The sequence below is a fragment of the Clostridium sp. CS001 genome (assembly GCF_020443565.1).
GTDB lineage: Bacteria > Bacillota > Clostridia > Clostridiales > Clostridiaceae > Clostridium_AD.
In genome coordinates, this window is the sequence record NZ_JAIZZN010000010.1 from 46953 (window position 1) to 72124 (window position 25172).

The 25172-nt window shown below is 32.4% G+C and carries 20 protein-coding genes; 17 read left to right on the forward strand and 3 right to left on the reverse strand.

Going from position 1 to position 25172, the window contains the following annotated elements:
- Window positions 1-247 precede the first annotated feature (247 nt).
- The 14 genes from yjeM (at window position 248) to LGK97_RS08955 (ending at window position 16201) form a co-directional block, all read left to right on the forward strand.
- Complete coding sequence (gene yjeM, locus LGK97_RS08890; protein ID WP_226259408.1) at window positions 248-1756, forward strand: glutamate/gamma-aminobutyrate family transporter YjeM; 1509 nt, start codon at window positions 248-250, stop codon at window positions 1754-1756.
- A gap of 143 nt (window positions 1757-1899) precedes the next feature.
- Window positions 1900-3138, forward strand: a complete 1239-nt coding sequence (locus tag LGK97_RS08895; protein WP_226259409.1) for an ATP-binding protein — start codon at window positions 1900-1902, stop codon at window positions 3136-3138.
- 2 nt (window positions 3139-3140) lie between these two features.
- Window positions 3141-4022, forward strand: a complete 882-nt coding sequence (locus LGK97_RS08900; protein ID WP_226259410.1) for a DNA-binding domain-containing protein — start codon at window positions 3141-3143, stop codon at window positions 4020-4022.
- 144 nt (window positions 4023-4166) lie between these two features.
- The gene (gene gltS, locus LGK97_RS08905) at window positions 4167-5375 is read left to right on the forward strand and encodes a sodium/glutamate symporter (RefSeq protein ID WP_226259411.1); all 1209 of its coding nucleotides are present in this window, start codon (window positions 4167-4169) and stop codon (window positions 5373-5375) included.
- Window positions 5376-5471: 96 nt separating this feature from the next.
- Window positions 5472-5663 (forward strand): ferredoxin, encoded by a 192-nt coding sequence (locus LGK97_RS08910; protein WP_226259412.1) that lies wholly within the window; start codon window positions 5472-5474, stop codon window positions 5661-5663.
- A gap of 265 nt (window positions 5664-5928) precedes the next feature.
- Entirely contained in the window at window positions 5929-7320 is a 1392-nt protein-coding gene (locus tag LGK97_RS08915; protein WP_226259413.1) for a sigma-54 interaction domain-containing protein, read from the forward strand.
- Window positions 7321-7765: 445 nt separating this feature from the next.
- On the forward strand, window positions 7766-8944 hold the full coding sequence (locus LGK97_RS08920; RefSeq protein WP_226259414.1) for an acetyl-CoA C-acetyltransferase: 1179 nt from the start codon (window positions 7766-7768) through the stop codon (window positions 8942-8944).
- A 101-nt stretch (window positions 8945-9045) separates the two neighbouring features.
- Window positions 9046-9564 carry a CDP-diacylglycerol--serine O-phosphatidyltransferase gene (pssA, locus tag LGK97_RS08925; protein WP_226259415.1) on the forward strand — a complete coding sequence of 173 codons (519 nt, stop codon included), beginning with the start codon at window positions 9046-9048 and terminating at the stop codon, window positions 9562-9564.
- 323 nt (window positions 9565-9887) lie between these two features.
- The gene (locus tag LGK97_RS08930; protein WP_226259416.1) at window positions 9888-10133 is read left to right on the forward strand and encodes a TM1266 family iron-only hydrogenase system putative regulator; all 246 of its coding nucleotides are present in this window, start codon (window positions 9888-9890) and stop codon (window positions 10131-10133) included.
- 62 nt (window positions 10134-10195) lie between these two features.
- Entirely contained in the window at window positions 10196-11611 is a 1416-nt protein-coding gene (hydG, locus tag LGK97_RS08935) for a [FeFe] hydrogenase H-cluster radical SAM maturase HydG (RefSeq protein WP_226259417.1), read from the forward strand.
- 18 nt (window positions 11612-11629) lie between these two features.
- Window positions 11630-12835 carry a [FeFe] hydrogenase H-cluster maturation GTPase HydF gene (hydF, locus tag LGK97_RS08940; protein WP_226259418.1) on the forward strand — a complete coding sequence of 402 codons (1206 nt, stop codon included), beginning with the start codon at window positions 11630-11632 and terminating at the stop codon, window positions 12833-12835.
- A 227-nt stretch (window positions 12836-13062) separates the two neighbouring features.
- A complete protein-coding gene (locus tag LGK97_RS08945) occupies window positions 13063-13317 on the forward strand; it encodes a (2Fe-2S) ferredoxin domain-containing protein (RefSeq protein WP_226259419.1) in 255 nt (84 codons plus the stop codon).
- Window positions 13310-15028, forward strand: coding sequence for a [Fe-Fe] hydrogenase large subunit C-terminal domain-containing protein (locus LGK97_RS08950; RefSeq protein WP_226259420.1), 1719 nt, complete (start codon window positions 13310-13312; stop codon window positions 15026-15028). The genes LGK97_RS08945 and LGK97_RS08950 overlap by 8 nt, the downstream gene beginning before the upstream one ends.
- Complete coding sequence (locus LGK97_RS08955) at window positions 15029-16201, forward strand: SpoIIE family protein phosphatase (protein WP_226259421.1); 1173 nt, start codon at window positions 15029-15031, stop codon at window positions 16199-16201. It begins immediately after the preceding gene.
- A 43-nt stretch (window positions 16202-16244) separates the two neighbouring features.
- Here LGK97_RS08955 and LGK97_RS08960 read toward each other — a convergent pair whose 3' ends face one another.
- The 3 genes from LGK97_RS08960 to LGK97_RS08970 form a co-directional block, all read right to left on the reverse strand.
- The gene (locus tag LGK97_RS08960; protein WP_226259422.1) at window positions 16245-17981 is read right to left on the reverse strand and encodes an NADH-dependent [FeFe] hydrogenase, group A6; all 1737 of its coding nucleotides are present in this window, start codon (window positions 17979-17981) and stop codon (window positions 16245-16247) included.
- Between the two features lie 48 nt (window positions 17982-18029).
- Window positions 18030-19850, reverse strand: coding sequence for an NADH-ubiquinone oxidoreductase-F iron-sulfur binding region domain-containing protein (locus LGK97_RS08965; RefSeq protein ID WP_413228427.1), 1821 nt, complete (start codon window positions 19848-19850; stop codon window positions 18030-18032).
- An 89-nt stretch (window positions 19851-19939) separates the two neighbouring features.
- Window positions 19940-20419: an NAD(P)H-dependent oxidoreductase subunit E gene (locus tag LGK97_RS08970; RefSeq protein WP_226259424.1), complete on the reverse strand. Its 480-nt coding sequence runs from the start codon at window positions 20417-20419 to the stop codon at window positions 19940-19942.
- 981 nt (window positions 20420-21400) lie between these two features.
- Between LGK97_RS08970 and LGK97_RS08975 the strand changes: the two genes are divergently transcribed.
- The 3 genes from LGK97_RS08975 to LGK97_RS08985 all read left to right on the forward strand — a co-directional run bounded on the left by LGK97_RS08975 (window position 21401) and on the right by LGK97_RS08985 (window position 25111).
- Complete coding sequence (locus LGK97_RS08975) at window positions 21401-22669, forward strand: HD-GYP domain-containing protein (protein WP_226259425.1); 1269 nt, start codon at window positions 21401-21403, stop codon at window positions 22667-22669.
- 12 nt (window positions 22670-22681) lie between these two features.
- On the forward strand, window positions 22682-23215 hold the full coding sequence (locus LGK97_RS08980) for a DUF5317 domain-containing protein (protein ID WP_226259426.1): 534 nt from the start codon (window positions 22682-22684) through the stop codon (window positions 23213-23215).
- Between the two features lie 144 nt (window positions 23216-23359).
- Window positions 23360-25111 (forward strand): methyl-accepting chemotaxis protein, encoded by a 1752-nt coding sequence (locus tag LGK97_RS08985; protein ID WP_226259427.1) that lies wholly within the window; start codon window positions 23360-23362, stop codon window positions 25109-25111.
- Window positions 25112-25172 lie beyond the last annotated feature (61 nt).

Genomic DNA, 25172 nt, shown 5'->3' on the forward strand with positions numbered 1-25172 from the left:
AATAAATAACAGTAACATCAATTATGAAAAAATATTTAAATAGATATTATTATGTGAGGGGGAGAGAATGCAATAGTACTGATGAACAAGTTTACTTAAGAAGGAAATATTTTTTGAACAATCAATATTTTAATTATATGAAAATATTGAAAATTACCACTTTTAGTATTATTATTGCAATTAATATAAAATTATATATAATAAAACAGAAAAGAAGTTTAATCGATTACATCAAGGGGGAAATAAAATGTCGTCTAATTCTAAAAGTACTAAAAAATTAACATTGATATCATTAATACTAATGATATTTACTTCCGTTTACGGTTTTAACAATATTCCAAGGTCTTTCTATAAAATGGGATACGCTGCGATTCCATGGTATATATTATCTGGAATTACGTTCTTCGTTCCATTTGCATTGATGATGGCAGAGTTTGGTGCGGCCTTCAAAGAAGAAAAGGGTGGAATTTATTCATGGATGGAAAAATCCATAGGACCTAAATTCGCTTTTCTAGGAACATTCATGTGGTACTCATCTTATGTAATTTGGATGGTTAACGTTGCATCTGGAATTTGGGTTCCAATATCAAATGCGATATTTGGATCAGATACAACTAAAACTTGGTCATTACTTGGATTATCAGGTCCTAAATTCTTAGGAGTACTAGGAATATGTTGGATAATTTTTGTAACATTCGTATCTACAAAAGGGTTAGATAAAATTAAGAAGGTAACTTCACTAGGTGGTACTGCAGTTGCAGCACTAAACATAATAGTTTGGATTGGTGCTATAGCAGTATTAATTGGAAATCATGGTCACTTAGCTCAACCTATCGAAGGATTAAAATCATTTACTCAATCACCGAATCCAGCATATGTTGGAAACATGATTTCTTCATTAGCTTTCGTAGTTTTCGCTATATTCGCTTATGGTGGAATTGAAGTTATTGGTGGTTTAGTTGACCAAACAGAAAATGCAGAAAAGACATTTCCAAAGGGAGTGCTTATATCAGCTATTGTTATCTCAGTAGGATATTCAGCTGGAATATTACTAGTTGGTATATTCACTAACTGGACAGAAGTAATGGCTATAAAAGGTGTTCACTTAGGTAACGCTAGTTATGTAGTAATGTCTAACCTCGGATATTCTTTAGGACATGCATATGGCGCTAGCGAAGCTACTGCAGTAGCAATGGGTCATGGGGTGGCTAGATTCGTTGGAGCTTCAATGTTCTTAGCATTATCAGGAGCATTCTTTACATTAATGTTCTCACCACTAAAACAGTTAATAGAAGGTACTCCAGCTAAATTATGGCCTGGAAAAATGGGAGAAATCAAAGATGGTATGCCATTAAACGCTATGTGGATTCAAGCTGCTGTAGTTTGCGCTATGATATTCTTAGTATCATTTGGTGGAGATTCAATGTCAAAGTTCTTTGATATATTAGTTGCAATGACTAACGTTGCGATGACGCTACCATACATGTTTATAGCGTTTGCATTCCCAGCATTTAAGAAGAATAAAGAAATTAACAAACCGTTTGAAGTATTCAAGACTCATAATAGTGCAATAATATGGACAACAGTAGTTATGGTTACAGTAGGGTTTGCTAACTTCTTCTCAATTATACAACCAGCAATGGATGGAGATATGTTAACAACTATCTGGAGTATAGCTGGACCAATATTCTTTGCAGTTGTAGCTTGGGTAATGTACGCAAACTATGAAAAGAAAATGAAACTTGAAAAAAAATAATAGAATAATGTAACTACATTTAAAATGAAGCTATATACAATAGAACAATATTTGATATAATATATTAAATTAAGTAACATAGAAATACCCCTTCTGCTTAGTGCACAAGGGGTATTTTTTACTAAATATTATTGGAGGAGTGTATGTCACGTATAAAGAAATATATAGTAGTGTCATTAATTGTAGCACTATTTGGTGAAATATATTTTTACCCGCTTGAAGTTCAACTTAAGTTTTCTGCAGGTGTAATTATTTTTAATATATCTATATTAGTAATGGAGGATATGTCAGAGATGGGTCTGGCTATTTTATGTGGAATAGCTGTATTTATAATAAGAAATATTTTTGGGATACTACTATTAGATCAGAGTATTTTACAAGCAATAATTTTTAACTTTCCTTCACTAATATATTATTCAATATATGGAATTCTACTTAAAGCCATTAAAGTTAAGCAATACAAGAATGGCATAATTAATACAATACTAATATTAGCACTAACGGATTCCTTAAGTAATATAATTGAAGCTTTGATACGAAATAATATAAACTTACATATTATAAGGCTTATTATTGTAGTTGGGTTTATCCGAAGTTTTTTTGCTTATCTTGCATATCTAACTTATAATAAACAAAAATTATTTATTTTAAGTAGTGAACATCAAAAAAGATATACAGAGCTTAATTTGTTAATTTCAAATATACATGCTGAAATGTTTTATTTAAAGAAGTCTATGAAAGATATTGAAAAGATAATGACTAAAAGTTATAGTTTATATGAAACTTATAAAGATAATCAGCACTTGAGAGAAAAAACATTAGACATTGCTAGAGAGGTACATGAAATAAAAAAAGATCATTATAGAGTTTTAAAAGGATTTGAAGCAATTATATACAACTTTGAAAATGAGGATAAAATGACGCTTTCAAATATTTTTACTATTATTAAAGACAATACAAGTAGGTACATAAATGAAAGCAAAAAAGAAATAAAAATATCCTTTAATATTCAAGAGGATTTCACTATTAAATCTTATTATGGTATATTTGTTATGCTTAATAATTTAATTGTAAATAGTATAGATGACTGTGAAAGTAAGGGATACATAGATATAACTGAGAGAGAGGATACAGATAATATATATTTTGAAGTAACAGATACAGGAAATGGTATTGAGGAAGATGTTATTGAGTATATTTTTAATCCTGGATTTACTACAAAGTATGATGAGATAACGGGAAAATCATCTACAGGAATTGGGCTTTCTCATGTAAAAAATATTATTGAAGACTTAGGTGGTAACGTAGAAGTGAATTCAAAGCCGGGGTTAGGTAGTAGATTTACGTTGAAAATACCTAGCAATTCACTAAGGGGAGGATAATTGTGGGGAAGAATTTTTTGATTATTGATGATGATGTTAATATTAGAAAGATGTTAGGAAATCTTATAAAGAAAAATGATTTTGGAAAAGTTATATGTGAACTTGATAGTGGAGAACATGCAACTCAAGAGATTATCTTCTATAACCCAGACATAGTACTTATAGATCTTTTACTGCCTGTATTGGATGGAATTGAAATAACTAAGATTGCTAAGGAACAGGGTTATAAAGGTAAGTTCATTATGATATCCCAAGTTGAAGAAGAATCCTTAGTATCAAAGGCATATGAGAATGGAATAGTTTTTTTTATAAGTAAACCAATTAATAGCATAGAAACTATTAATGTTATAAAAGGAATATGTCATAATATTGAGTTAGAGGATTCTTTAGCACTTATAAAGAGTGCAATATTAAACTTAAATAATGATAATGGTATAACAAAAGAGATATTTCCGGAGGCTAAGCTAGCTACCATTTTTGCTGATATAGGTATTGCAGGTGCTGTAGGTAGTAATGACTTAATAAAGGTAATAAATAAAATAATAGATATTAAAAAGAAAAATCCATATGCTACATATAAATTACAAGAAATATACGACGACATTGCACAAGAAGAAGAAAATGACACAAATATAAATTCAAATAAGAAGGCTTTAGAACAAAGAATTAGGAGAACTATTCAAAAGGCTTTGAAAACTGTAGCAGAAATAGGTTGTGATGACTATAGTAGTAGTATTTTTATGGAATATAGTACATTACTTTTTGACTTCAAGCAAGTAAGGCAAGAAATGCGACATATAAACAATGACTTAGAAGAACCTGGGAAAATAAACACAAAAAAATTTATCGAAAGTATTATCACAAAGTTAGGTACCCAAATATAAGAGTTAAACTTCTAAATAAATACAATTAATGTCTTAAATTTAAAGAAATTAACATTTAAGAATGATTTAGTAGTATTGAGTAGTTAATTGTAGGAACTCTTTATACTTATAATATTATATAAAAATTATAAGGGGGAACTATAAATGGTTTTAAAGTTAGATATGGTCCAAGCAGCAGCATTAGCAGTTATAGTATTATTTATAGGACAAAAGATTAAAAACAAGTTAGAATTCTTAGACAAGTATTGCATACCGGCACCAGTAATCGGAGGCTTGATTTTTGCCATCCTAAGTTTAGCACTAAAGCAGGGCAACATATTGACTTTTGACATGGATATAACCCTTCAAAAATTATTTATGACTGCGTTTTTTACAACGATAGGGTTTACAGCAAGCTTTAAATTATTGAAAAAGGGAGGAAAACAAGTTTTCATATTCTTAGGAATATCTATAACACTTGTAATTCTTCAGGATATTACAGGTGTAACACTTGCAAAGTTATTTGGATTAAACCCACTTATAGGACTGTCTACTGCTTCGGTACCTATGGTAGGAGGACATGGAACTGCGGGTGCATTTGCTCCATTGTTTGAAAAAGCAGGTGCAGTTGGAGCAACTACAGTAGCAATGGCATCGGCCACCTATGGATTGATTATGGGTAGCATGATTGGTGGACCTATAGGGAAGAGATTAATTGAAAAAAATAATTTATTATGTCCGTTGAAAACGATTAATTATACTGCAGATGCAGAGGTTGCAGTAACCAAACAAAAAACTGAAAAACATCTAATTCCTGATAATTTTATGAATGCCACAGCTCAGATTTTAGTAGCTATGGGCATGGGAACAATATTATCTTTTCTTTTAGAGAAAACAGGAATGACATTTCCGCCTTATTTAGGAGCTATGTTTGCAGCTGCAATCCTTAGAAATATGTCAGATTCCACAGGCAAATTTAAAATTTACGCAGATGAAATAGATATTATGGGAAATGTCTCATTATCCTTATTCTTATCTATGGCGTTAATGGGATTAAAGCTGTGGCAATTAGCTGATTTAGCCTTACCGCTTATAGTAATGTTATTAGCGCAAACAGTTTTAATGGGGACATTTGCTTACTTTATAACTTTTAATGTTATGGGAAAAGATTATGATGCAGCGGTAATGGCGGCTGGTAATTGCGGATTTGGTATGGGTGCTACACCAAATGCCATGGCAAATATGGAAGCTATGACAAAGAAGTACGGTATAGCTGAAAAGGCATTCTTTATCGTACCCTTGGTTGGAAGTTTATTTATAGATTTCTGTAATGCAGGGGTTATCACAGCATTTATGAATGTGTTTGGTAAATAAAGTTAGATATTTCTTTAGAATAGTATATTAATATATTATTAAGGGAACAAATATATAGGATTATTTATATAAAATTTAACTTAAGGAGTGATTTTAATGAAAGCTTACGTAGATAAAGATACTTGCATAGGATGTGGATTGTGCCCAGCTATATGTCCTGAAATCTTTCAAATGGAAGATGACGGAAAAGCTGTAGCATCAGAAGAGGATGTGGCAGAAAATTTAATGGATAGTGCAAGGGATGCAGAGCAGCAGTGCCCTGTTGATGCAATTACAATAGAAGAATAAGAAAATGTTGTTTTTGCAAACAAATATAATATCAAAAGAATAAAGTAATATAAAAAATAGCTAGAGATATCTTGCTATTTTTTTTGTTATATAGGAAATGTATTGCTGAAGTTACTGTGGATAACATCTATATGCTATAGGTTGTCACTTTTGCCACTTGCCACGTGAGTGGCACTATTTATTGCAGCATCGCAAATGAGGATTTAACTTATGTCTTGATAAAAAAAACTTTGAACATTATAATTGGGTTAAAGGATGGTGGCAAATGGATACAATAAATGATTATTATGTTGATAAAGATCTTTTAAATACAATTTTTGATACTGTAGATGAGTGCGTAGTTGTAGTAGATGAACGTGGAATAATAACTATGATGAGCAGTGGATATAAAAAGTTTATTGGTTGCAAAAGCCCAGAGGGAAGACATGTAACCGAGGTTATTCAAAATACAAAACTACATATAGTTGCAAAGACTGGTGAAAAGGAAGTTGGAGAAATTCAAGAAGTTAATGGTCACAAGATGATTTCTATGAGAGTTCCCATAGTGAAAGATGGTAGGGTTGTAGGTGCTATCGGAAAAGTAATGTTCAAGGATTTAAGCAATTTTAAAACATTGAGCAATAAACTAAATAATTTGGAAAAAGAGCTTGAATACTATAGAAATGAGTTAAGTACAGATAGAAAAGCAATATACACCTTTAATAATATTATAGGCCGTAGTGACAAGAGTATAGAGGTAATGAGCCTTGCGAAAAGGGCAGCGAAAACTGACTCTAATGTATTAATTACCGGGGAAAGCGGTACCGGTAAAGAACTTTTTGCTCATTCTATTCATAATGCTAGTAGAAGATGTTTAAAACCCTTTGTAAAGATTAATTGTGGGGCCATCCCAGCTGAACTTTTTGAATCTGAGATGTTTGGGTATGAGGAAGGAGCCTTTACTGGTGCAAAAAGAACAGGTAAGAAAGGTAAGTTTGAAAGTGCTAACGGTGGAACTATCCTTTTAGATGAGATTGGTGATATGCCCATGAATATGCAGGTTAAACTTCTAAGAGTTATTCAAGAAAAGGAGTTAGTGAGAGTTGGTGGAAATGATGTTATAAATGTAGATGTAAGAGTTATTGCATCCACCAATAAGTCTTTAGAGCAGTTAATTAAAGATGGAAAGTTTAGAGAAGATTTGTATTATAGATTGGATGTTATGCACTTAAAGTTACCACCCTTAAGAGAAAGAGTAGAAGATATTGAAGAATTGTCAAATGAGCTGAGGATAAAAATATGTAAAAAATATGGTATTTACTCCGAGGGCATTTCTAGAGAAGCGATCGATTACCTGAAATCTTATAGCTGGCCGGGGAATATAAGACAGCTTGAAAATGTAATAGAAAGAGCCATTAACTTACTTGATGCAGATCTTTCTATAATGCCAAAACACTTGCCAGAAAAGATAATTAAAAATAAGATAAAAAAGTATTCTTTAGAAAATAATTATTTGAAAGACATTGTTGAAACCATTGAAAAGGATCTTATTATGGAATGTTTAAATAAAACAGCTGGAAATAAAAATGAAACAGCAAAGATATTGGGGCTTAGTAGAGCTGGATTATATAAGAAAATAAATCGTTATAATTTAAGAGAATTGGCAGATCTACAATAATACACATGTAAACTAAGTTTACATGTGCTTTTTTTATTTTATATAAGATTGCAAAAGGATGATTATTGCAGTATTCTAGGTAACAATTATAGGTAAGAAGAAAAGATAAGGTATAGCAACATATTGATAGCCCTTTTAGTGATTCTTTTAACAGGAGGGTTATAATATTAACAAGCATCAAGAGTATAAATGTGTTAAGCTATATATGTAAACTTAGTTTGCGATTATAGTTTATTTTATAGAGCATAAAGCTACGAGAACAATAGTTTTACAGGATTTGTAGACTTGGCATGAAAAGTGCTATGTATTATGTGTATAGGAAAAATGTTAAAGAAAATAATAAGTATACAGATACAGTTTCTTTAAATAATCAATCTTTAATTTGATGTAACAATATATTAAAAAGTAAATAAATTTAAAAGCAAATAAATGGAGGGTTTCAGATATGAGAGAAGTAGTAATTGTAGGAGCAGCAAGAACAGCAATAGGGTCCTTTGGAGGAACATTATCAAAAATGTCAGCGGTAGAACTAGGAACTGTTGCAGCTAAGGAAGCTATAAAAAGAGCAGGAATAGATGCAGCTATAGTAGAAGAGGTTATTGTAGGTAACGTACTATCAGCGGGACTTGGACAAAACGTTGCAAGACAAATATCAATACATGCTGGAATTCCTGAGGAAGCGTCAGCACTTACAATAAATAAGATTTGTGGATCAGGACTAAGAGCTATAAGCATGGCAGCACAGTTTATAATTGCTGGGGACGCAGATGTAGTTTTAGCAGGAGGAACTGAAAGCATGAGTAATGCAGCCTATGTGCTTCCAAATAATAGATGGGGTCAAAGAATGGGCGATGGAACTGTAGTTGATACTATGATTAAAGATGGACTTTGGGATGCGTTTAACGACTACCATATGGGAATTACAGCAGAAAATATTGCTGAGCAATGGAATTTAACAAGGGAAGATCAAGATAATTTTGCTTTAAGAAGCCAATTAAGAGCAGAAGCGGCTATAAAAGAAGGCAAATTTAAAGATGAGATTGTTCCAGTTACAGTTCCTCAAAGAAAAGGTGAACCAATAATATTTGATACAGATGAGTTCCCTAAGATGGGTTCAACTATAGAAAAATTAAGCAAATTGAAACCAGCCTTTAAAAAAGATGGAACTGTAACAGCAGGTAATGCATCAGGAATAAATGACTGTGCAGTTATGTTTATAGTTATGTCAAAGGATAAAGCGGATCAATTAGGACTTAAACCTTTAGTTACAATAAAATCTTATGCTTCAGGCGGAGTAGATCCAAGGATAATGGGATATGGTCCGGTTCCTGCAACCAGAAAAGCTCTTCAAAAGGCAGGAATGAATGTAGAAGATTTAGATTTAATAGAAGCGAATGAAGCCTTTGCTGCTCAATCATTAGCTGTAGCTAAAGATTTAGATTTTGATATGGAAAAGGTAAATGTTAATGGTGGAGCTATAGCACTAGGGCATCCAGTTGGAGCTTCGGGTGCAAGAATACTTATTACATTAATATATGAAATGATAAAAAGAGATGCTAAAACAGGGCTAGCGACACTATGCATTGGTGGAGGCCAAGGAACAGCGATTATTGTTGAGAGATAATTGGAAAAAAGGATTAGCAAAAAATGCTGATCCTTTTTTCATTAATAATAAAGTATAAACCTAAACATTATGGTATAATCATAATGTTAGGAGGGATACAAATGGTTAAAATAAGAAATGCTGTACCAAATATGTTTACCTTAAGCAATATGTCTTGTGGTATTATGTCTATACTAATGAGTTTTGAATCAAAATATGTAATGGCAGCAATGTTTATTCTTTTAGCAGGAATATTTGATAGATACGACGGAAGAATAGCTAGGTATTTAAAGATAGAAAATGATTTAGGTAAAGAGCTAGATTCATTATGTGATGTAGTATCTTTTGGTGTAGCACCTTCCATATTGATATTTAATGTTTATAATTTCACACAACTAGGGACTATTGGATACTTAATGGTTTTAGTATTTCCCGTAGCAGGAGCATATAGGTTAGCAAAATATAATATTACAGAATTTGATGGAGTATTTTCAGGGATTCCTATAACTATTACAGGCACGTTTTTAGCCCTTTATGCGTTGATAATGCTTAATAATGCGTCAAATTTACTGCCGACTATGTTTTTAATGATTGTGTTATCTTATTTAATGGTGAGCAACTTTAAGTTTAAAAAGAGATAGATTTTTATTGAAGTAAAATATATTTTAAATGCAATTATAATAATACCCTCACCTTATGGTGAGGATTTTTTTTACGCCATATTTAATATTGATAAATCATTGACAAACAATACTGAAACTTTGTATAATTTAATTGTTCGGTTAAGTTAGAATTTTCTGACCAAATGGAACGATAAGTTAATTTAATATCATTAATTCGAACCTAATTGTAAGGAGTTTTCTAAGCAAAAGGGAGGCGAAAGTATAAAGTATTTATAGGTATACTTAAACCTTCTACGTTTTGTAGGAGGTTTTATTATTTTTGGTAAATATGGAGGGGGAATATGGAAAAGAGAATTGGAGTTGTGGGAATTATAATAGAAGAGTTCACCAAGGCTACTTTTGTTAATGACATACTTCATGATTTCGGGAATTTAATTGTAGGAAGAATCGGAGTACCCTATAAAGATAGGGGGATATTTGTGATTTCTGTAATTGTAGATGGAACAATGGATGAAATAAGCGCCATGACAGGGAAGATAGGAAAGATTTCTGGGGTAAATGTAAAATCTGCAATAACTAATAAGTGAATGTAAAATAACAATTCAATATAAAAGAGCTAAGAAAATAAAAGATATGGGAGGAATTTAACGTGAAAGAATATAAAGCTGAGGATTTTATCGTTGATTCAGAAATAAAGGATTCAATAGAATACGGAAAGAATATGGCTAATGACAAAGCCGTTGTCAGAGAAATTTTAGATAAAGCTAAAACTTGTGTTGGACTTACACATAGAGAGGCTTCTGTACTTTTAAATATAGAAGACACAGAATTATTGCAGGAGATGTTTAAAAGTGCTAAAGAAATCAAAGAAAAGATATATGGTAAGAGAATAGTGATTTTCGCACCGTTATATGTAAGTAATTACTGCGTAAACAACTGCCAGTACTGTGGTTACAAGCACTCAAATGATAGTTTCGAAAGAAAGAAACTTAACATGGAGGAGCTAAAGGAAGAAGTTAGAGTTTTAGAATCTTTAGGTCATAAAAGATTAGCTCTTGAAGTAGGGGAAGATCAAGTTCACACGCCAATTGGATATGTACTTGAATGTATTGAAAATATATATTCAATAAAATTTGATAATGGAAGCATAAGGAGAATAAATGTAAATATTGCAGCTACAACTGTAGAAGAATATAAAATGCTTAAGGATGCAGACATAGGAACGTATATTTTATTCCAAGAAACCTATCATAAAGAAACCTATGAAAAAGTTCATCCAAATGGTCCGAAACATAATTATAACTATCATACAACAGCAATGGACAGAGCAAAGCAAGCTGGAATAGATGATGTGGGTATTGGAGTTCTATACGGATTATATGAATATAAGTACGATACAATAGCAATGCTTATGCATGCAGAACATTTAGAAGCAAGTACTGGAGTAGGCCCTCATACTGTATCAGTACCAAGATTAAGAGCAGCCGAAAATGTAAGTCTTAAGGATTATCCGTATTTAGTGACAGACGATGAATTTAAAAAACTAGTGGCAGTATTAAGACTTGCTGTTCCATATGCGGGAATGATTTTATCCACAAGGGAAGATATAAAATTTAGAGAAGAAGTTTTAGCTTTGGGTATTTCTCAAGTTAGTGCAGGTTCTTGTACTGGTGTTGGTGGATATTCTGATGAATATAATCACCATGTAAGTGACGAAAAACCACAATTTGAGGTTGGAGATAATAGGTCACCAAAAGAAATCATAGGAAGTCTTTGTGCAGGTGGGTATATTCCAAGCTATTGTACTGCATGCTACAGAGAAGGAAGAACTGGGGATAGATTCATGAGACTTGCAAAGACTGGTCAGATACACAATGTATGTCAACCTAATGCTCTTCTTACTTTAAAGGAATTCGTAATGGATTACGGTGATGACAATATTACAAAAGTAGCAGAGGAAACTATAAAAAAAGGATTAGAAGAGATACCAAATGAAAAGGCAAGAGAGGCAACGAAGGAGAAGTTAGACAGAATAGAAAAAGGGGAACGAGATTTAAGATTCTAATAGTAGGAGGCATAGATTATGCAGCAAACACCAAATGCTAATAGGCTTCATATAGCTATTTTTGGAAAAAGAAATGTAGGGAAATCAAGTTTGATTAATGCACTTACGGCTCAAGACATTGCTTTGGTATCGGATTTAGCTGGAACCACCACTGATCCAGTGTATAAGGCTATGGAACTGCTTCCAATAGGGCCAGTTGTTATTATAGATACTGCGGGACTTGACGATCAGGGAGCCATTGGTGAGCTTAGAATTAAGAAGACTAAGGAAGTTATGGATAAAACGGATTTGGCTCTTTTGGTTATAGATGGAGAGGCAACAGACTTATCTTTTGAGAAAGAATGGTATGAAGATTTAAAGCAAAGAAAGATACCTGTAGTCGGTGTTATAAATAAGATTGACAAGAACGAAGTGGCAGTGGAAGATATTCAAAAGATAATAGATATACCTTTTGTGAGAATTAGCGCAAAGGATAATGTGAATATTGATGAGCTTAAGAAGGCAATTATGAACATGGCTCCCGAGGATTTTGAAAAGAGTACAATTGTGGGGGATATAGTAAAAGCAAAAGCTAGAGTAATAGTTGTTGCGCCACAGGATTTGCAGGCACCAAAGGGAAGGTTAATACTTCCCCAGGTTCAGATAATTAGGGATCTTCTTGATAATGATGCCATGGCTTACGTTGTAAAGGACAGTGAACTTCAGGATGTATTAGATTCACTAAAGGAAAAGCCAGATTTAGTAATTACAGATTCACAAGTATTTAAAAAAGTTAACGCTATAGTTCCAAAAGATGTACCGCTTACTTCTTTCTCTATACTTATGGCTAGATACAAAGGTGATTTAAACAGTTTGGTTAAAGGGGCTAGAGCTATAGATACTCTAAAGGTAGGAGACAAGGTATTAATAGCAGAGGCTTGCACACATCATCCCTTAGAGGGAGACATAGGACGGGAAAAGCTTCCTATATGGCTTGAGGAAAAGATAGGTGGAAAATTGGATATAACAGTTTGTGCAGGAAGTAGTTTTCCAGAGGATTTAAGTGGCTTTAAGCTTGTAGTTCATTGTGGAGCATGTATGTTTAACAGGCAACAATTAATGGCGAGAATTAAGAAGGCTAATATGGAAGAGTTGCCTATTACGAATTTTGGAATAGCTATAGCGCATATAAATGGTATATTAGATAGGGTACTTAGTGCTTTTGATGTGAATACACAAATATAAGGGTAATATCCACAACTGAAGTTAAATTGCTACTTCAGTTGTGGATATTTTTTAAAATCATTGTTAAAAAAAAGTCAAAGGCTATATTAATTTTGTCAAAGTTAGTGTAAAATTGAATTATAGATAGTTTTAATGTAAACGGTATGATGAAATAAAGAAATTTAGAATTTCATAATTAAGATATAGTGAAAAATAAATATAAGAAACTAATATGAAAGGATGATAATATGATAATTATTAGTGTGTGTGTAGGAAGTGCCTGTCATCTAAAAGGTTCTAGGGAAGTAATTGAAGGTTTGCAAAGATTAATTAAAGAAAATGACATTTCAGATAAAGTAGAACTTAAGGGCGCCTTTTGCAGTGGGAGATGTATGGAGGCAGTTTCTGTAAGTGTAGATGATAAGGAATTATTTTCCTTAAATGAAAGTAATGTAGATGAATTTTTTAAGGAAACTATTATGAGGAGCATATCAAATGAATAACATAAATTTTTCTAAAGCAGATTGTAGAAATTGTTATAAGTGTCTTCGTTCATGCCCGGTGAAGGCAATAAGATTTGAAAATGAACAAGCTATTATAGATGAGGAAAGATGTATAGAATGTGGACATTGTCTTACCATATGCCCACAAAATGCTAGAGAAATTAAAAGTGATTTAGATACTGTTAAAGAGGCTATAAAAAAAGGTAAAAATGTTATAGCAAGCTTAGCGCCCTCTTTTGCTGGTTTTTTTGATATGCAGCCTGGAAAAGTAGTGTCAGCATTAAAAAAACTAGGATTTAACATAGTAGAGGAAACGGCAGTAGGAGCAGAGGTAGTATCTAATCTATATAATGAGTATGTTAAAGAAAATGAGCAAGAAGTGTATATAACCACATCTTGTCCATCAGCTAATTATTTAGTGGAGAAATATTTTAAAGAGATTATTCCATATTTAATTCCCACAGTATCGCCAATGATAGCCCATGGAAAGTTATTAAAGGATAAGTTTGGCACAGAAAGCTTTGTTGTATTTATAGGTCCATGCCTTGCAAAAAAATCTGAGTTCCAAAGTTATTCAAAGGAGAATATAATTGATGCAGTATTAACTTTTGATGAGATAAACTTATGGACGTCTGAACTTGGAATAGAAATAGATGAGTTAAAAGAAGAAAAATTCGATACAAATCCCTATAGCAGAGGACAAGGATTTCCTCTTGGAGGAGGTATTATTGAAGCTATGGGTGAAAAATTAGAAAAAAGCCCGCTTTCAGTTATTACTGTTAGTGGAATGGAAGCATGTATGGAAGTCTTTAATAGTATTAAAAGTGGCGATTTAAAAGGAGTGCTAATAGAAGCAAGTGCATGTGATGGAAGTTGCATTGGTGGACCGGTTATGATCAAGAATGGTGAGAATTATTATACCAAGTTAAAAAAGGTTAGAAACTATATAAAGAGCCGTAAAAACTATAATGATCCAAAGGATATGGAGGTACCACAAAATATAAATTTCTCTAGGGAATTTGCGGAAAGGCAAGTAAAAAGAGTTTTAGCTACAGAAGAAGAACTTACAGCTATCATGAGAGAAATGGGAAAATATGAACTCAAAGATGAACTCAATTGTGGAGTTTGTGGATATAATACCTGCAGGATGAAGGCTCAAGCAGTATTTGAAGGTATGGCGGAGACAAATATGTGTCTTCATTATATGAGAACTAAGGCCGAAAGCCTTGCTAATGAAATAGTTGAGCATACTGCTAGTAATATTATTTTGCTAGATGGGGAAATGAATGTGAGAGAGATAAATCCAGCGGCTCAAGCTGTGTTTAAAATTCAACATCAAAATATAATTGGTAAGCCTATATCTATGCTTATTGATGATGAGGATTTTAGAAATGTAAAAGAAACTGGGCAAAGTATAACGGGCAAAAAGGTTGCTTATCCAAAGTATGGGGTAGTATTTATAGCTAATATAGTGTATCTACCAAAGCAAAACATGGTGCTTGCAAGTATGATTAATGTTATCAGCGAAGAGAAAAACAAAAAAGAACTTATGAAGGTTAAAGAAAATACCTTAAATGCAGCTCAAGAAGTTATTGAAAAACAAATGAGAGTTGCGCAAGAAATAGCAAGTCTACTAGGTGAAACCACTGCAGAAACAAAGATTATTTTAACCAAGCTTAAGAAAATAGTTGCGGGGGAAGATGGTGATTAAATGGGACTATTCATTGATGTAGCTTATGATAACTTGATAAAAAAAGATGAAGAACTTTGCGGAGATAGGGTAGAAGTTATAAGGCTAGAAGATAGTACTATAATTGTACTTGCAGATGGCCTCGGTAGTGGTGTAAAAGCTAATATATTAGCATCATTAACAGCTAAAATTGCAAGTACAATGCTTAAAGAGGGAGCAGATATTTACGAAACTGTAGATACCATAGTAAATACTCTTCCTGTTTGCAAAGTTAGGAATATTGCCTATTGCACTTTTACTCTTATAAAAGTTTATAATGACGGAAGGACATATATTGCGGAATATGATAATCCGCCGTTTTTTCTAATAAGGAATAAAACAGGTGTTGAAATTGATAAAAAGGAAAGTATAATTAATGATAAGAAAGTAGTGGAAAGTCAATTCACACTACAAGAAGGTGACGTACTAACTATAGTTAGCGACGGATGCATTCATGCCGGAATTGGGAATATGTTAAATTTAGGTTGGAGTTGGGACAATGTACAAAATTACTTAATTAGAAATACACAGTGTAGGCGAAGTTCAAAAAACATTGCAAAGGATCTAATTCAAGTATGTTGGGATTTATATGGGGGAAAGCCAGGGGATGATACTACAGCCCTATGTATAAAAGCTAGAAAACCAGAGTTCATTGATCTGTTTACAGGGCCACCTAAGGATGAGCGAAATGATAGCTCAATGATTAAAGAATTTATGAAAGGTCCTGGTAAAAAGATAATTTGTGGCGGAACGGCCTCTAATATTGCAAGTAGAGAGTTAAATCGTCCTATTAAAGTTGATCTAACCTTTTATGATAAGGATGTACCACCTACAGCTACTATGGAGGGAATAGATTTAGTAACTGAAGGAGTTTTAACTTTGAGCAAAGCGCTAGAGAAGCTAGCAAATTATGAGGCAGGATTTTTGCAACAAGAGTATTCCTGCGATTTAGAAGGCCTTGATGGAGCCAGTAGACTTGTTAAGATGCTAATTGAAGATTGTACTCATTTTAACTTATGGATAGGAAAGGCTATAAATCCAGCGCATCAAAATCCTAACTTTCCTGTAGATTTAAGTATTAAGCTAAAACTTGTAGACAAATTAGTAAAACATATGAAAAAACTTGGTAAGTACGTTACTATTAATTATTTATAAAAAAGGTAGCAGTTTTTGTTAAACTGCTACCTTTTCTTTAATACTATTTACGTTTTACATAATGTGTGTGAAGAAGTTCGTGAGCTTTTTCTCCATACGGCTCTCCAAGGAACTCTTCATATATTTTTATGATGGATGGATTCTCATGAGATTTTCTTATTATCTTGTTTTTATCTTCACTATATAAAACAGACATTCTCTTTGATAATATATCTTCATAATCATTTGAGTAAGGTTGTCCGCCACCATTAATACATCCACCAGGGCAAGCCATGATTTCAATTAAGTGATAGTTAGCTTCTCCAGACCTAATCGCTTCTAATAATTTACGAGCATTTCCAAGTCCACTAGCGATAGCAACTTTAACATCAAGATCGTTAATTTTTACAGAAGCTTCTTTTATGCCATCCATACCTCTTACTGCTTCAAAATCTACATTTTCAAGTGTTTCATTTGTAAGCCATTCATAAGCAGTTCTAAGTGCAGCTTCCATAACTCCACCAGATGTACCGAATATAACCCCAGCACCAGTAGATTCGCCTAATGGGCTATCGAATTCTCCTTCTGGTAATGAATTGAAATCAATTCCAGCTTCTTTTATCATTTTAGCAAGTTCTCTTGTACTTATAACTATGTCAACATCTGGTACTCCATCTGTAGCCATTTCCGGCCGCGCAGCTTCATACTTCTTTGCAAGACAAGGCATTACAGATACAACTATCATGTTTTCAGCGGTAACATTCATTTTTTGTGCAAGGTATGTTTTAGCAACAGCACCCCACATTTGTTGTGGTGACTTACAAGTAGATGGAATGTCTAATAAATCATTAAACTGATGCTCAAAGAATTTAACCCAACCAGGACAACAACTAGTAAGCATTGGAAGCTTTCCACCATGTTGTAATCTATGAGCAAATTCACTGGCTTCTTCCATTATTGTTAAGTCAGCTGCAAAGTCAGTATCAAATACTTTATGGAACCCCAAAGCTCTTAAAGCAGAAACCATTTTTCCAGTAACAGGAGTGCCATGTGGAAGTCCAAATTCTTCACCAAGAGCAGCTCTAACTGCAGGAGCAGTTTGAACAACAACAACCTTTTCTGTTTGGTCTAAAGCATTCCAAACTTTTGATGAGTTATTTACTTCTGTTAATGCACCAGTTGGGCATACAGCAACGCATTGTCCACAGAAAGTACAAGCAGTGTCTCCCATTGGTAATCCAAAAGCAGGAGATACAACAGTGTCAAAGCCTCTGTTTATACCAGATAAAACTCCAACAGTTTGAACTTCATTACATGCAGTTTCGCAGCGTCTGCACAATATACATTTATCTAAGTTTCTAACAATAGAACTACTTGAATTATCCATAGGGTAAGTTGACATTGCACCCTTATAGTGAATTTCACGAATACCTAGTTCTGCAGCTAATCTTTGTAATTCACACATAGTATTTTTTTCGCATAATAAGCAATCTTGTGGGTGATCAGAAAGAATTAATTCAAGAACAGTTCTACGTGCTTTAATAGCTCTAATAGAAGTTGTCTTTATATCCATTCCATCTGTAGCAGGAGTACAGCAGGCAGGGGCTAAGTTTCTCCTTCCTGTAACTTCAACCACACATACACGGCAAGAACCTGGATGGTTTGTAGTTTTGCCATCATGCATATTTAAATGGCATAATGTAGGGATATTTATATTTAACATTCTAGCAGCTTGTAGAATAGTTGTGCCTTGTTCTACTTGAATTTCTTTATCGTTTATAGTAAGGGTAATTAAACTCACAGCTTGCACCTCTTTCTCATATTTTATATTTTACAACTGATTGTCATATTATTTTTTAATAATTGCATTAACTGGACATGCAGTTTGACATGCACCACACTTAATACATGCAGCTTGATCAATAACATGTAATGTTTTAACTTTTCCACTAATACAGTTAACAGGACATTGTCTTGCACATTTTGTACAACCTATACATTTATCAGTGATATTGTATCTTAATAAGTCCTTACATACTCCAGAAGGACAAGTCTTATCATATACATGAGCTTCATATTCACTTTGGAAGTATTTCATAGTGCTTAATATTGGATTTGGAGCAGTTTGTCCAAGACCGCATAATGAAGTATCTTTGATAGTATTTGCAAGTGATTTTAGTTTATCAAGATCTTCTTTTGTTCCTTTTCCTTTTGAAATCTTTTCAAGCATTTCAAGGAGACGTTTATTTCCTATTCTACAAGGACTACATTTACCACAAGACTCTTCAACAGTAAATTCCAAGTAGAATTTAGCTATATCAATCATACAGTTATCTTCATCCATAACAATCATACCACCAGAACCCATCATAGATCCTATAGCACTTAGTGATTCATAATCAATTGGAGTATCTAAGAATTCTGCTGTAATACATCCGCCTGATGGTCCACCTGTTTGAACAGCTTTAAATTCACGGCCATTCTTAATTCCGCCACCAATATCGTATATAATTTCTCTTAGAGTAGTTCCCATTGGAACTTCAACAAGACCAACATTATTGATTTTACCAGCAAGAGCAAAAACTTTTGTGCCCTTAGATGTTGCTGTACCTATGGAACTGTACCATGCAGCACCTTTGTTAATGATAGCTGGAATATTAGCAAGAGTTTCAACGTTATTAACACAAGTTGGTTTATTCCATAATCCACTTTGTGCTGGGAATGGTGGTTTATTAGTTGGTTCTCCACGTTCACCTTCAATAGAATGAATTAATGCAGTTTCTTCTCCGCATACGAAAGCACCAGCACCATATTTAATTTCTATATCAAAGCTAAAATCAGTTCCTAAAATATTTTTCCCAAGAAGTCCACACTCGCGAGCTTGTTCTATAGCAATTCTTAATCTGCTAATTGCAAGAGGATATTCTGCTCTAATATAAATACAACCGATTGAAGCTCCAATGCTATAACCTGCTATAGCCATGGCTTCAAGAACACTATGAGGGTCACCTTCAAGAATAGAACGATCCATGAAAGCACCTGGGTCTCCTTCATCAGCATTACAGATTATATATTTTTGATCAGCATCATACATTTTAGCGAAAGCCCACTTCTTACCTGTTGGGAAGCCACCGCCACCTCTGCCTCTTAAACCTGAATCAATTATTAATTTTATAATATCATCTTGAGTCATTTCTGTGATTACCTTGCCCAGGGCTATATAGCCATCTTCAGCAATGTATTCTTTTATATCTTCAGGATTGATAAGTCCACAGTTTCTAAGTGCAATTCTCACTTGCTTCTTATAAAAAGGCATATCTTCCTGTTTCTTTATTTTTGTTTTTATAGTTGGTTCCTGAAATAAAAGTCTATCCACCGTTATTCCTTTTAATAAGTGTTCTCTAACTATTTCTTCTGCATCGCTTGGCTTAACATTAACGTAGAAAACGTTATCAGGAGAAACCTTAACGATTGGACCTTTTTCACAAAATCCAAAGCAACCAGTTATAGCAGCAGTTACTTCATCAGCTAGTCCACAGGCAGTAATTTCTTTTTGAAGATTTGCTAATATTTCATCACCTTGAGCTGACTTACAGCCTGTACCGCCACAAATTGATAAATACCTTGTACATCTACTGCCTTCTGAAGATAATTCAAGGTCTTCGTTTATCTTTCTCAGTTCTAGCAATGAATTATATCTATTTTGAATGTTTTTAAGTTCATCAAAAGAATTAATGTTATTCAATGTATTTCCCTCCTCTACTTTTCATACTCAGCTAGTATTCTATCTACTTGGTCCACTGTAACATGACCATAAACTTTATCGTTAATGGTTACTACAGGTGCAAGACCACAGGCACCTACACATCTTAATGAACCTACTGTAAATTTACCATCGCTAGTAGTTTCTCCAGTTTTGATGTTTAACTTCTTCTCAAATTCGTTAAGTACATCACCAGAACCTCTAACAAAACAAGCAGTTCCCATACAGACATTTACTACATATTCCCCTCTTGGTTTAATAGTGAAGTAGGAATAGAAAGTTACAACACCATAAACTTTGGAAACAGGAACATTTAATTTTTCTGCTACAAAGGCTTGTACTTCTTGAGGTAAGTATCCAAATAGACCTTGCGCTTTATGAAGTACTTCAATAAGGGCACCGTCTTTACTTGGAAGGTCATTAATAAACTCTTCTAAAATCCTAAAACTTTCTTGGTTTAAACAATTAGAACACACTAAAATATACCTCCTTTAAGATACATAAATATATTATATTATAGATAGGAACAACTATAAAATTTTAAAATTCTATTGTGGATCTATAATATTAAGCAATATACCACATTAAAAGTTACATATGAATTGTAAAAAAAACATTGTGAAAAATTTAACTTTCATGATATAAGATTATAGCATTAAAGTAATGAGTAAAATATATAGAATAAGTAGAACTTACACATATATAATACATAAATGACAATAATATACCAAACTATCAGATTAATGATGTAAATTATTCATGTTATTCACAGGTCATTGCAAATATGAAGCATAATGCATCATATACAGTATAATATTATTTATGCAAAAAATCCACTAAATATTAAGAAAGTTTTTATTATTGCGAGTACACAGAAAACTACTATGAAAAGGTTTAAATAAAGATGAGGTTACATCAAAAATTATTTCATGGTAAAAGAAATTAAGTTTGTTTTACCATGACAAAATGTTGATATTAAAAGAATAAAAATATTACAATAATAATATGTAAAACTTGTATACTAATGCTAGTTATGATATGATTTATTTAGTATCCTAAAAAGATCGGATGTATTATAAATTTTGATATTTTCAAGAGATAATAAATAAAGTAAATGGAATAATTAGTACAAAAAACAATCTTTTAAGACCTTTTTAACAACTTTTATAGTTGTTAAGAGCCACTTAGTGGTTCATGAACTTGATTTAAAGGCCGATACCTTATTATTTTAAATTTGTTACAAAATTATTATTTTTAATATGCATCTTAATGTAGCTACATTATGATATGCTATGGTGAAAGCTTATTAATTTAGATTGAAAGGGGGTTTGAAAATGAAAAAATTAACTACAATATTATTAGTTATATTAGCACTTGCTATAGCTGGTGGTTCAACAGTTACTTGGGTTTGGTAATATAAAGGTTGATCGGCCTTTAAAATATATAGGGGGATACAAATGAAAAAACTACCACTAAAGCTAAATCTTTTTCTTATAAGTATATATAGTGTAACATTTATAGCCTTATCATTCTTTATTATTCAAACTCCATTACAAGTTAATATTGATAACTATGGTAATATAGTTTTTTTTATTATGTTAACAGCATTAACTGAAAGCTGTACAGTAATCTTTAGAGATATGTCTTTTAGTACTAGTTTTGCAACCCAATTGGCTTGCTATTTGTTGTTTGGACCATATATGACTTTATTTATAATTATTTTGGGGTTTTCGGCTAGGGTATTGAAGGTTAAGAATGGATATCAACATATCTTAAATACGCCAATGTATGGTACCCTTTTTAATTATTGTATTTTAATTTTGGCTGTTTTATGTGGTAACTATATCTACTTGCTAAATGGAGGTACTTTTTCAATTGATAATCTTTCAAGCAATGTGGTTCAAATAATTTTATTTTGTTTGATATTTTTTATTGTAAATACTGTAGTAATTTCAATCTTATCAGCCTTAATGACTAATAAAAACGTTATTTATGTATTGATTGGTAATATAAGGCTTATAATTTTAAACATTTTAGTAATTGCTCCATTTGGAATTATATTAGCTTATGCATTTTATAAGTTTGGTTATGGGGGTGTAATAATAATACTATGCCCTATAGTATTAACTAGGTATACTTTCTCATTATATATAAAATCAAAATCTCAATACATTGAAACAGTAGATGCACTTATGCTTGCCATGGAGGCAAGAGACAAATATACAGAAGGACATTCCAAAAGAGTGGCTGAAATCTCCACAAATATAGCAAAACAGTTAAAGTATAATGATTGGAAGATCGAACAATTAAATATGGCTGCGCTACTCCATGATGTTGGGAAGATAGGAATAGATGACAACATCTTAAACAAGCCTGGTGATCTAACAAAGGAAGAATTTGATACGATAAAGACTCACCCTCAAATTGGATACAATATTTTAAAGGATATTAAAAGTTTAGAAAGTATATTGCCTATTGTACGCAACCACCATGAGAGATATGATGGAAAAGGCTATCCAGATGGTAAAAAAGCAGAGAAGTTAAACCTTGATGTTTTTATTGTCCAACTTGCAGACTCTATTGATGCTATGTCTACAGACAGGCCTTACAGAAAAGCCTTACATAACGATGAAATTATAGAAGAGGTTAAGAATAATTCTGGAAGTCAGTTTCATCCAAAGGTAGTTGAAGCATATTTAAAAGTGCTAAAAAAAACAGAAAAGTAAGTGGGGAATAAAATGTTTATTGAAGGATTAATATTTGCAGTGATTATAGGATACATATTAAAAGGAAACATAAAGAATTTAGAAAATGTAGATGTAAAAGGAGTGAATTTTGTTTTTATATCCTTTTTCATAGAATTTTTTATTATTATAGGCATAAGAAAGGGTCTTTTTAGTATAGGTATCTTTACATACATATTAGATTTTTTCATGTATATTTTATTGGCAGTGTTTGTTTACTTTAATAGAAAAAATAAGTATATAGTACTTATGGGATTAGGGTTTTTGCTAAATGCTATTCCAATCTTTTTAAATGGAGGAGCAATGCCAGTGAGTGCTAAAGCGGCAACTGCTGCTGGGCTTAGTTTAAATATGAGCAAAGAAGGTCTTTATACATTAATAAGTGAAAATACTAGGGTTTGGTTCTTAGGAGATATCATTCCCCTAACTTTCTTAAGGAATTTCGCTATAAGCATAGGGGATATTCTTACTCTGCTAGGACTAATGTTATTTATCATTACTGGAATGAGAAAAACAGCTAAAAATTAGCTGTTTTATTATTTTGACATTTATCTATAAAAAAATAATCATTAGATTATGTTAGTAATGTTAACAATATTTTCATTAGATTTTTATATTAAATGGTATATAATTTAGTGTACAAGTTTAATTTCATAAGAGGGGGCAACTAACATGATTCAAGACATTCATAAGAAAAAGAAGAAGAAAACATCAATAAGTGGTAAATTGAGCAAAAGCGTAATGTTATTAATAGGTTCTATACTTTTAATAATAGTTATTGCTACATATCTATTACTCCAATCTGTTATTAGCAAAGTAGTTGTAGCAATAGGTCCAGCAGTAACAACGGTAATTACTAATCGTCTTGAAAAGGTAGATTATGATAAATTTTTAAGTGAAAAAGAAGAAAACGAAATTTATAAAGAAATAAATGATGGCATAACCTTTTTAGGTGATAAAGGGAAAAGCTTTATACAAGAAATATCTATTGTTACTTTAAGTGAAGATAATAAGTGGACATACATTATAGATAAATCTGAAGGAAATCCAGCTAAGTTTGGGGATGTTTTTGAAGATGCTTCTAATAAGGAATTAATTGAAGAGACCCTAAAAACGGGTAAAGCAACTACCTCGGATGCGGAGAAAGATGTAATTGATAGAAAATCCTCAATGAATACATATATACCTATAAAAACACAAAAGGGAATGAATACATTAGTAATTTTAAAGATTAAATTAGATACTATATTACAAGCTCAATTAATGATTTTGCTAGGAGTAATTATATTTTCAATTATTATTCTTTCAATTATAAAGATAATAGTTGATAGAATTACCAAAAGGCAGACTAAATCAATAAATGTATTAGCAGAAAAGATGAAGGAAATGTCTAATTTGGAAGGTGACTTAACAAAACGGATCGAAATAGATAGTAATGATGAAATTGGCGAGTTAGCGGAAAGCACCAATAAGATGCTAGATACTTTCCAAGAACTTTTAGTTCATATTAGCACGACTTCTAATAAAATCTATGAGGTTGAAGAGAAATTTACAGATGCATTCCAAAGGAATGTAGAAGGTTTTACAGAAATGAATATAATAACAGGAAATATTGCTTCAAGAATAGATGGGCAGACAGAAGAATTAAATAGCTCTGCTAGTAGTATTCATTACATTAATGAATCAGTAGTTCAAATTGCAGCTAATTCACAAATGGTTACGCAGCAAGCAATTGATGCTAAGGATAATGCAAATGAAGGAAATAAAACTATGAGGGAACTTGAAATTAAGTCCAAAGAAATAGTAGATGAGGTTGGAAATACTTCACGGTTAGTTAAGGACCTAGATGAAAAGTCAGTAGCGATAAATGGGATAGTAGATGCTATTACAGCCATATCTCAGCAAACAAACTTATTAGCACTAAATGCTTCCATTGAGGCGGCCAGAGCAGGCGAACAAGGAAGAGGATTTGCAGTAGTTGCAGATGAAGTAAGAAAGTTAGCAGAGGAATCATCCAGATCTACTGAAGAAATATCTGAACTTATAAAAGAAGTTCAAAGAGGAATAGCAGCTGCAGGTGGATCAATGGAAGGGGTGGCACATCGGGTTAAAGATGTGTATAGGTATGTTGAGGTAGCAGCTAATAAATTTGAAAAAATAGTTACCTCCATTAGTAACGTTTCACAGAATGTAGAAGAGGTATCGGCGGTTACTGAAGAAATGTCTGCAAATGCATCTACCATAAATAATCAAATTGAAAATTTAGTAAGTACTTCAAAAGAAAATAATAATGCTACAGAAAGTATGGCAGCAAGTATTCAGTATCAAGTAAATGAGGTAACAAAATTGCAACTTGTATTAAAAGAATTAGATGATTCTACATTAGCATTAATGAAGAGATTATTAAAATTAAAGTTGAAGTAAAAGGGAATTTATTTTAGACTTTAGGATATAATACTTTAGTAGTATAGTAGCTATGGGATTT

Bases quoted from the DNA above. Each gene is read 5' to 3' on its own strand.
- LGK97_RS08980 (WP_226259426.1), top strand. From the start codon at position 22,682: ATGTTTATTGAAGGATTAATATTTGCAGTGATTATAGGATACATATTA.
- LGK97_RS08920 (WP_226259414.1), top strand. From the start codon at position 7,766: ATGAGAGAAGTAGTAATTGTAGGAGCAGCAAGAACAGCAATAGGGTCC.
- yjeM (WP_226259408.1), top strand. From the start codon at position 248: ATGTCGTCTAATTCTAAAAGTACTAAAAAATTAACATTGATATCATTA.
- LGK97_RS08915 (WP_226259413.1), top strand. From the start codon at position 5,929: ATGGATACAATAAATGATTATTATGTTGATAAAGATCTTTTAAATACA.
- hydF (WP_226259418.1), top strand. From the start codon at position 11,630: ATGCAGCAAACACCAAATGCTAATAGGCTTCATATAGCTATTTTTGGA.
- LGK97_RS08945 (WP_226259419.1), top strand. From the start codon at position 13,063: ATGATAATTATTAGTGTGTGTGTAGGAAGTGCCTGTCATCTAAAAGGT.
- gltS (WP_226259411.1), top strand. From the start codon at position 4,167: ATGGTTTTAAAGTTAGATATGGTCCAAGCAGCAGCATTAGCAGTTATA.
- LGK97_RS08955 (WP_226259421.1), top strand. From the start codon at position 15,029: ATGGGACTATTCATTGATGTAGCTTATGATAACTTGATAAAAAAAGAT.
- LGK97_RS08950 (WP_226259420.1), top strand. From the start codon at position 13,310: ATGAATAACATAAATTTTTCTAAAGCAGATTGTAGAAATTGTTATAAG.
- LGK97_RS08895 (WP_226259409.1), top strand. From the start codon at position 1,900: ATGTCACGTATAAAGAAATATATAGTAGTGTCATTAATTGTAGCACTA.
- LGK97_RS08985 (WP_226259427.1), top strand. From the start codon at position 23,360: ATGATTCAAGACATTCATAAGAAAAAGAAGAAGAAAACATCAATAAGT.
- LGK97_RS08930 (WP_226259416.1), top strand. From the start codon at position 9,888: ATGGAAAAGAGAATTGGAGTTGTGGGAATTATAATAGAAGAGTTCACC.
- pssA (WP_226259415.1), top strand. From the start codon at position 9,046: ATGGTTAAAATAAGAAATGCTGTACCAAATATGTTTACCTTAAGCAAT.
- LGK97_RS08975 (WP_226259425.1), top strand. From the start codon at position 21,401: ATGAAAAAACTACCACTAAAGCTAAATCTTTTTCTTATAAGTATATAT.
- LGK97_RS08910 (WP_226259412.1), top strand. From the start codon at position 5,472: ATGAAAGCTTACGTAGATAAAGATACTTGCATAGGATGTGGATTGTGC.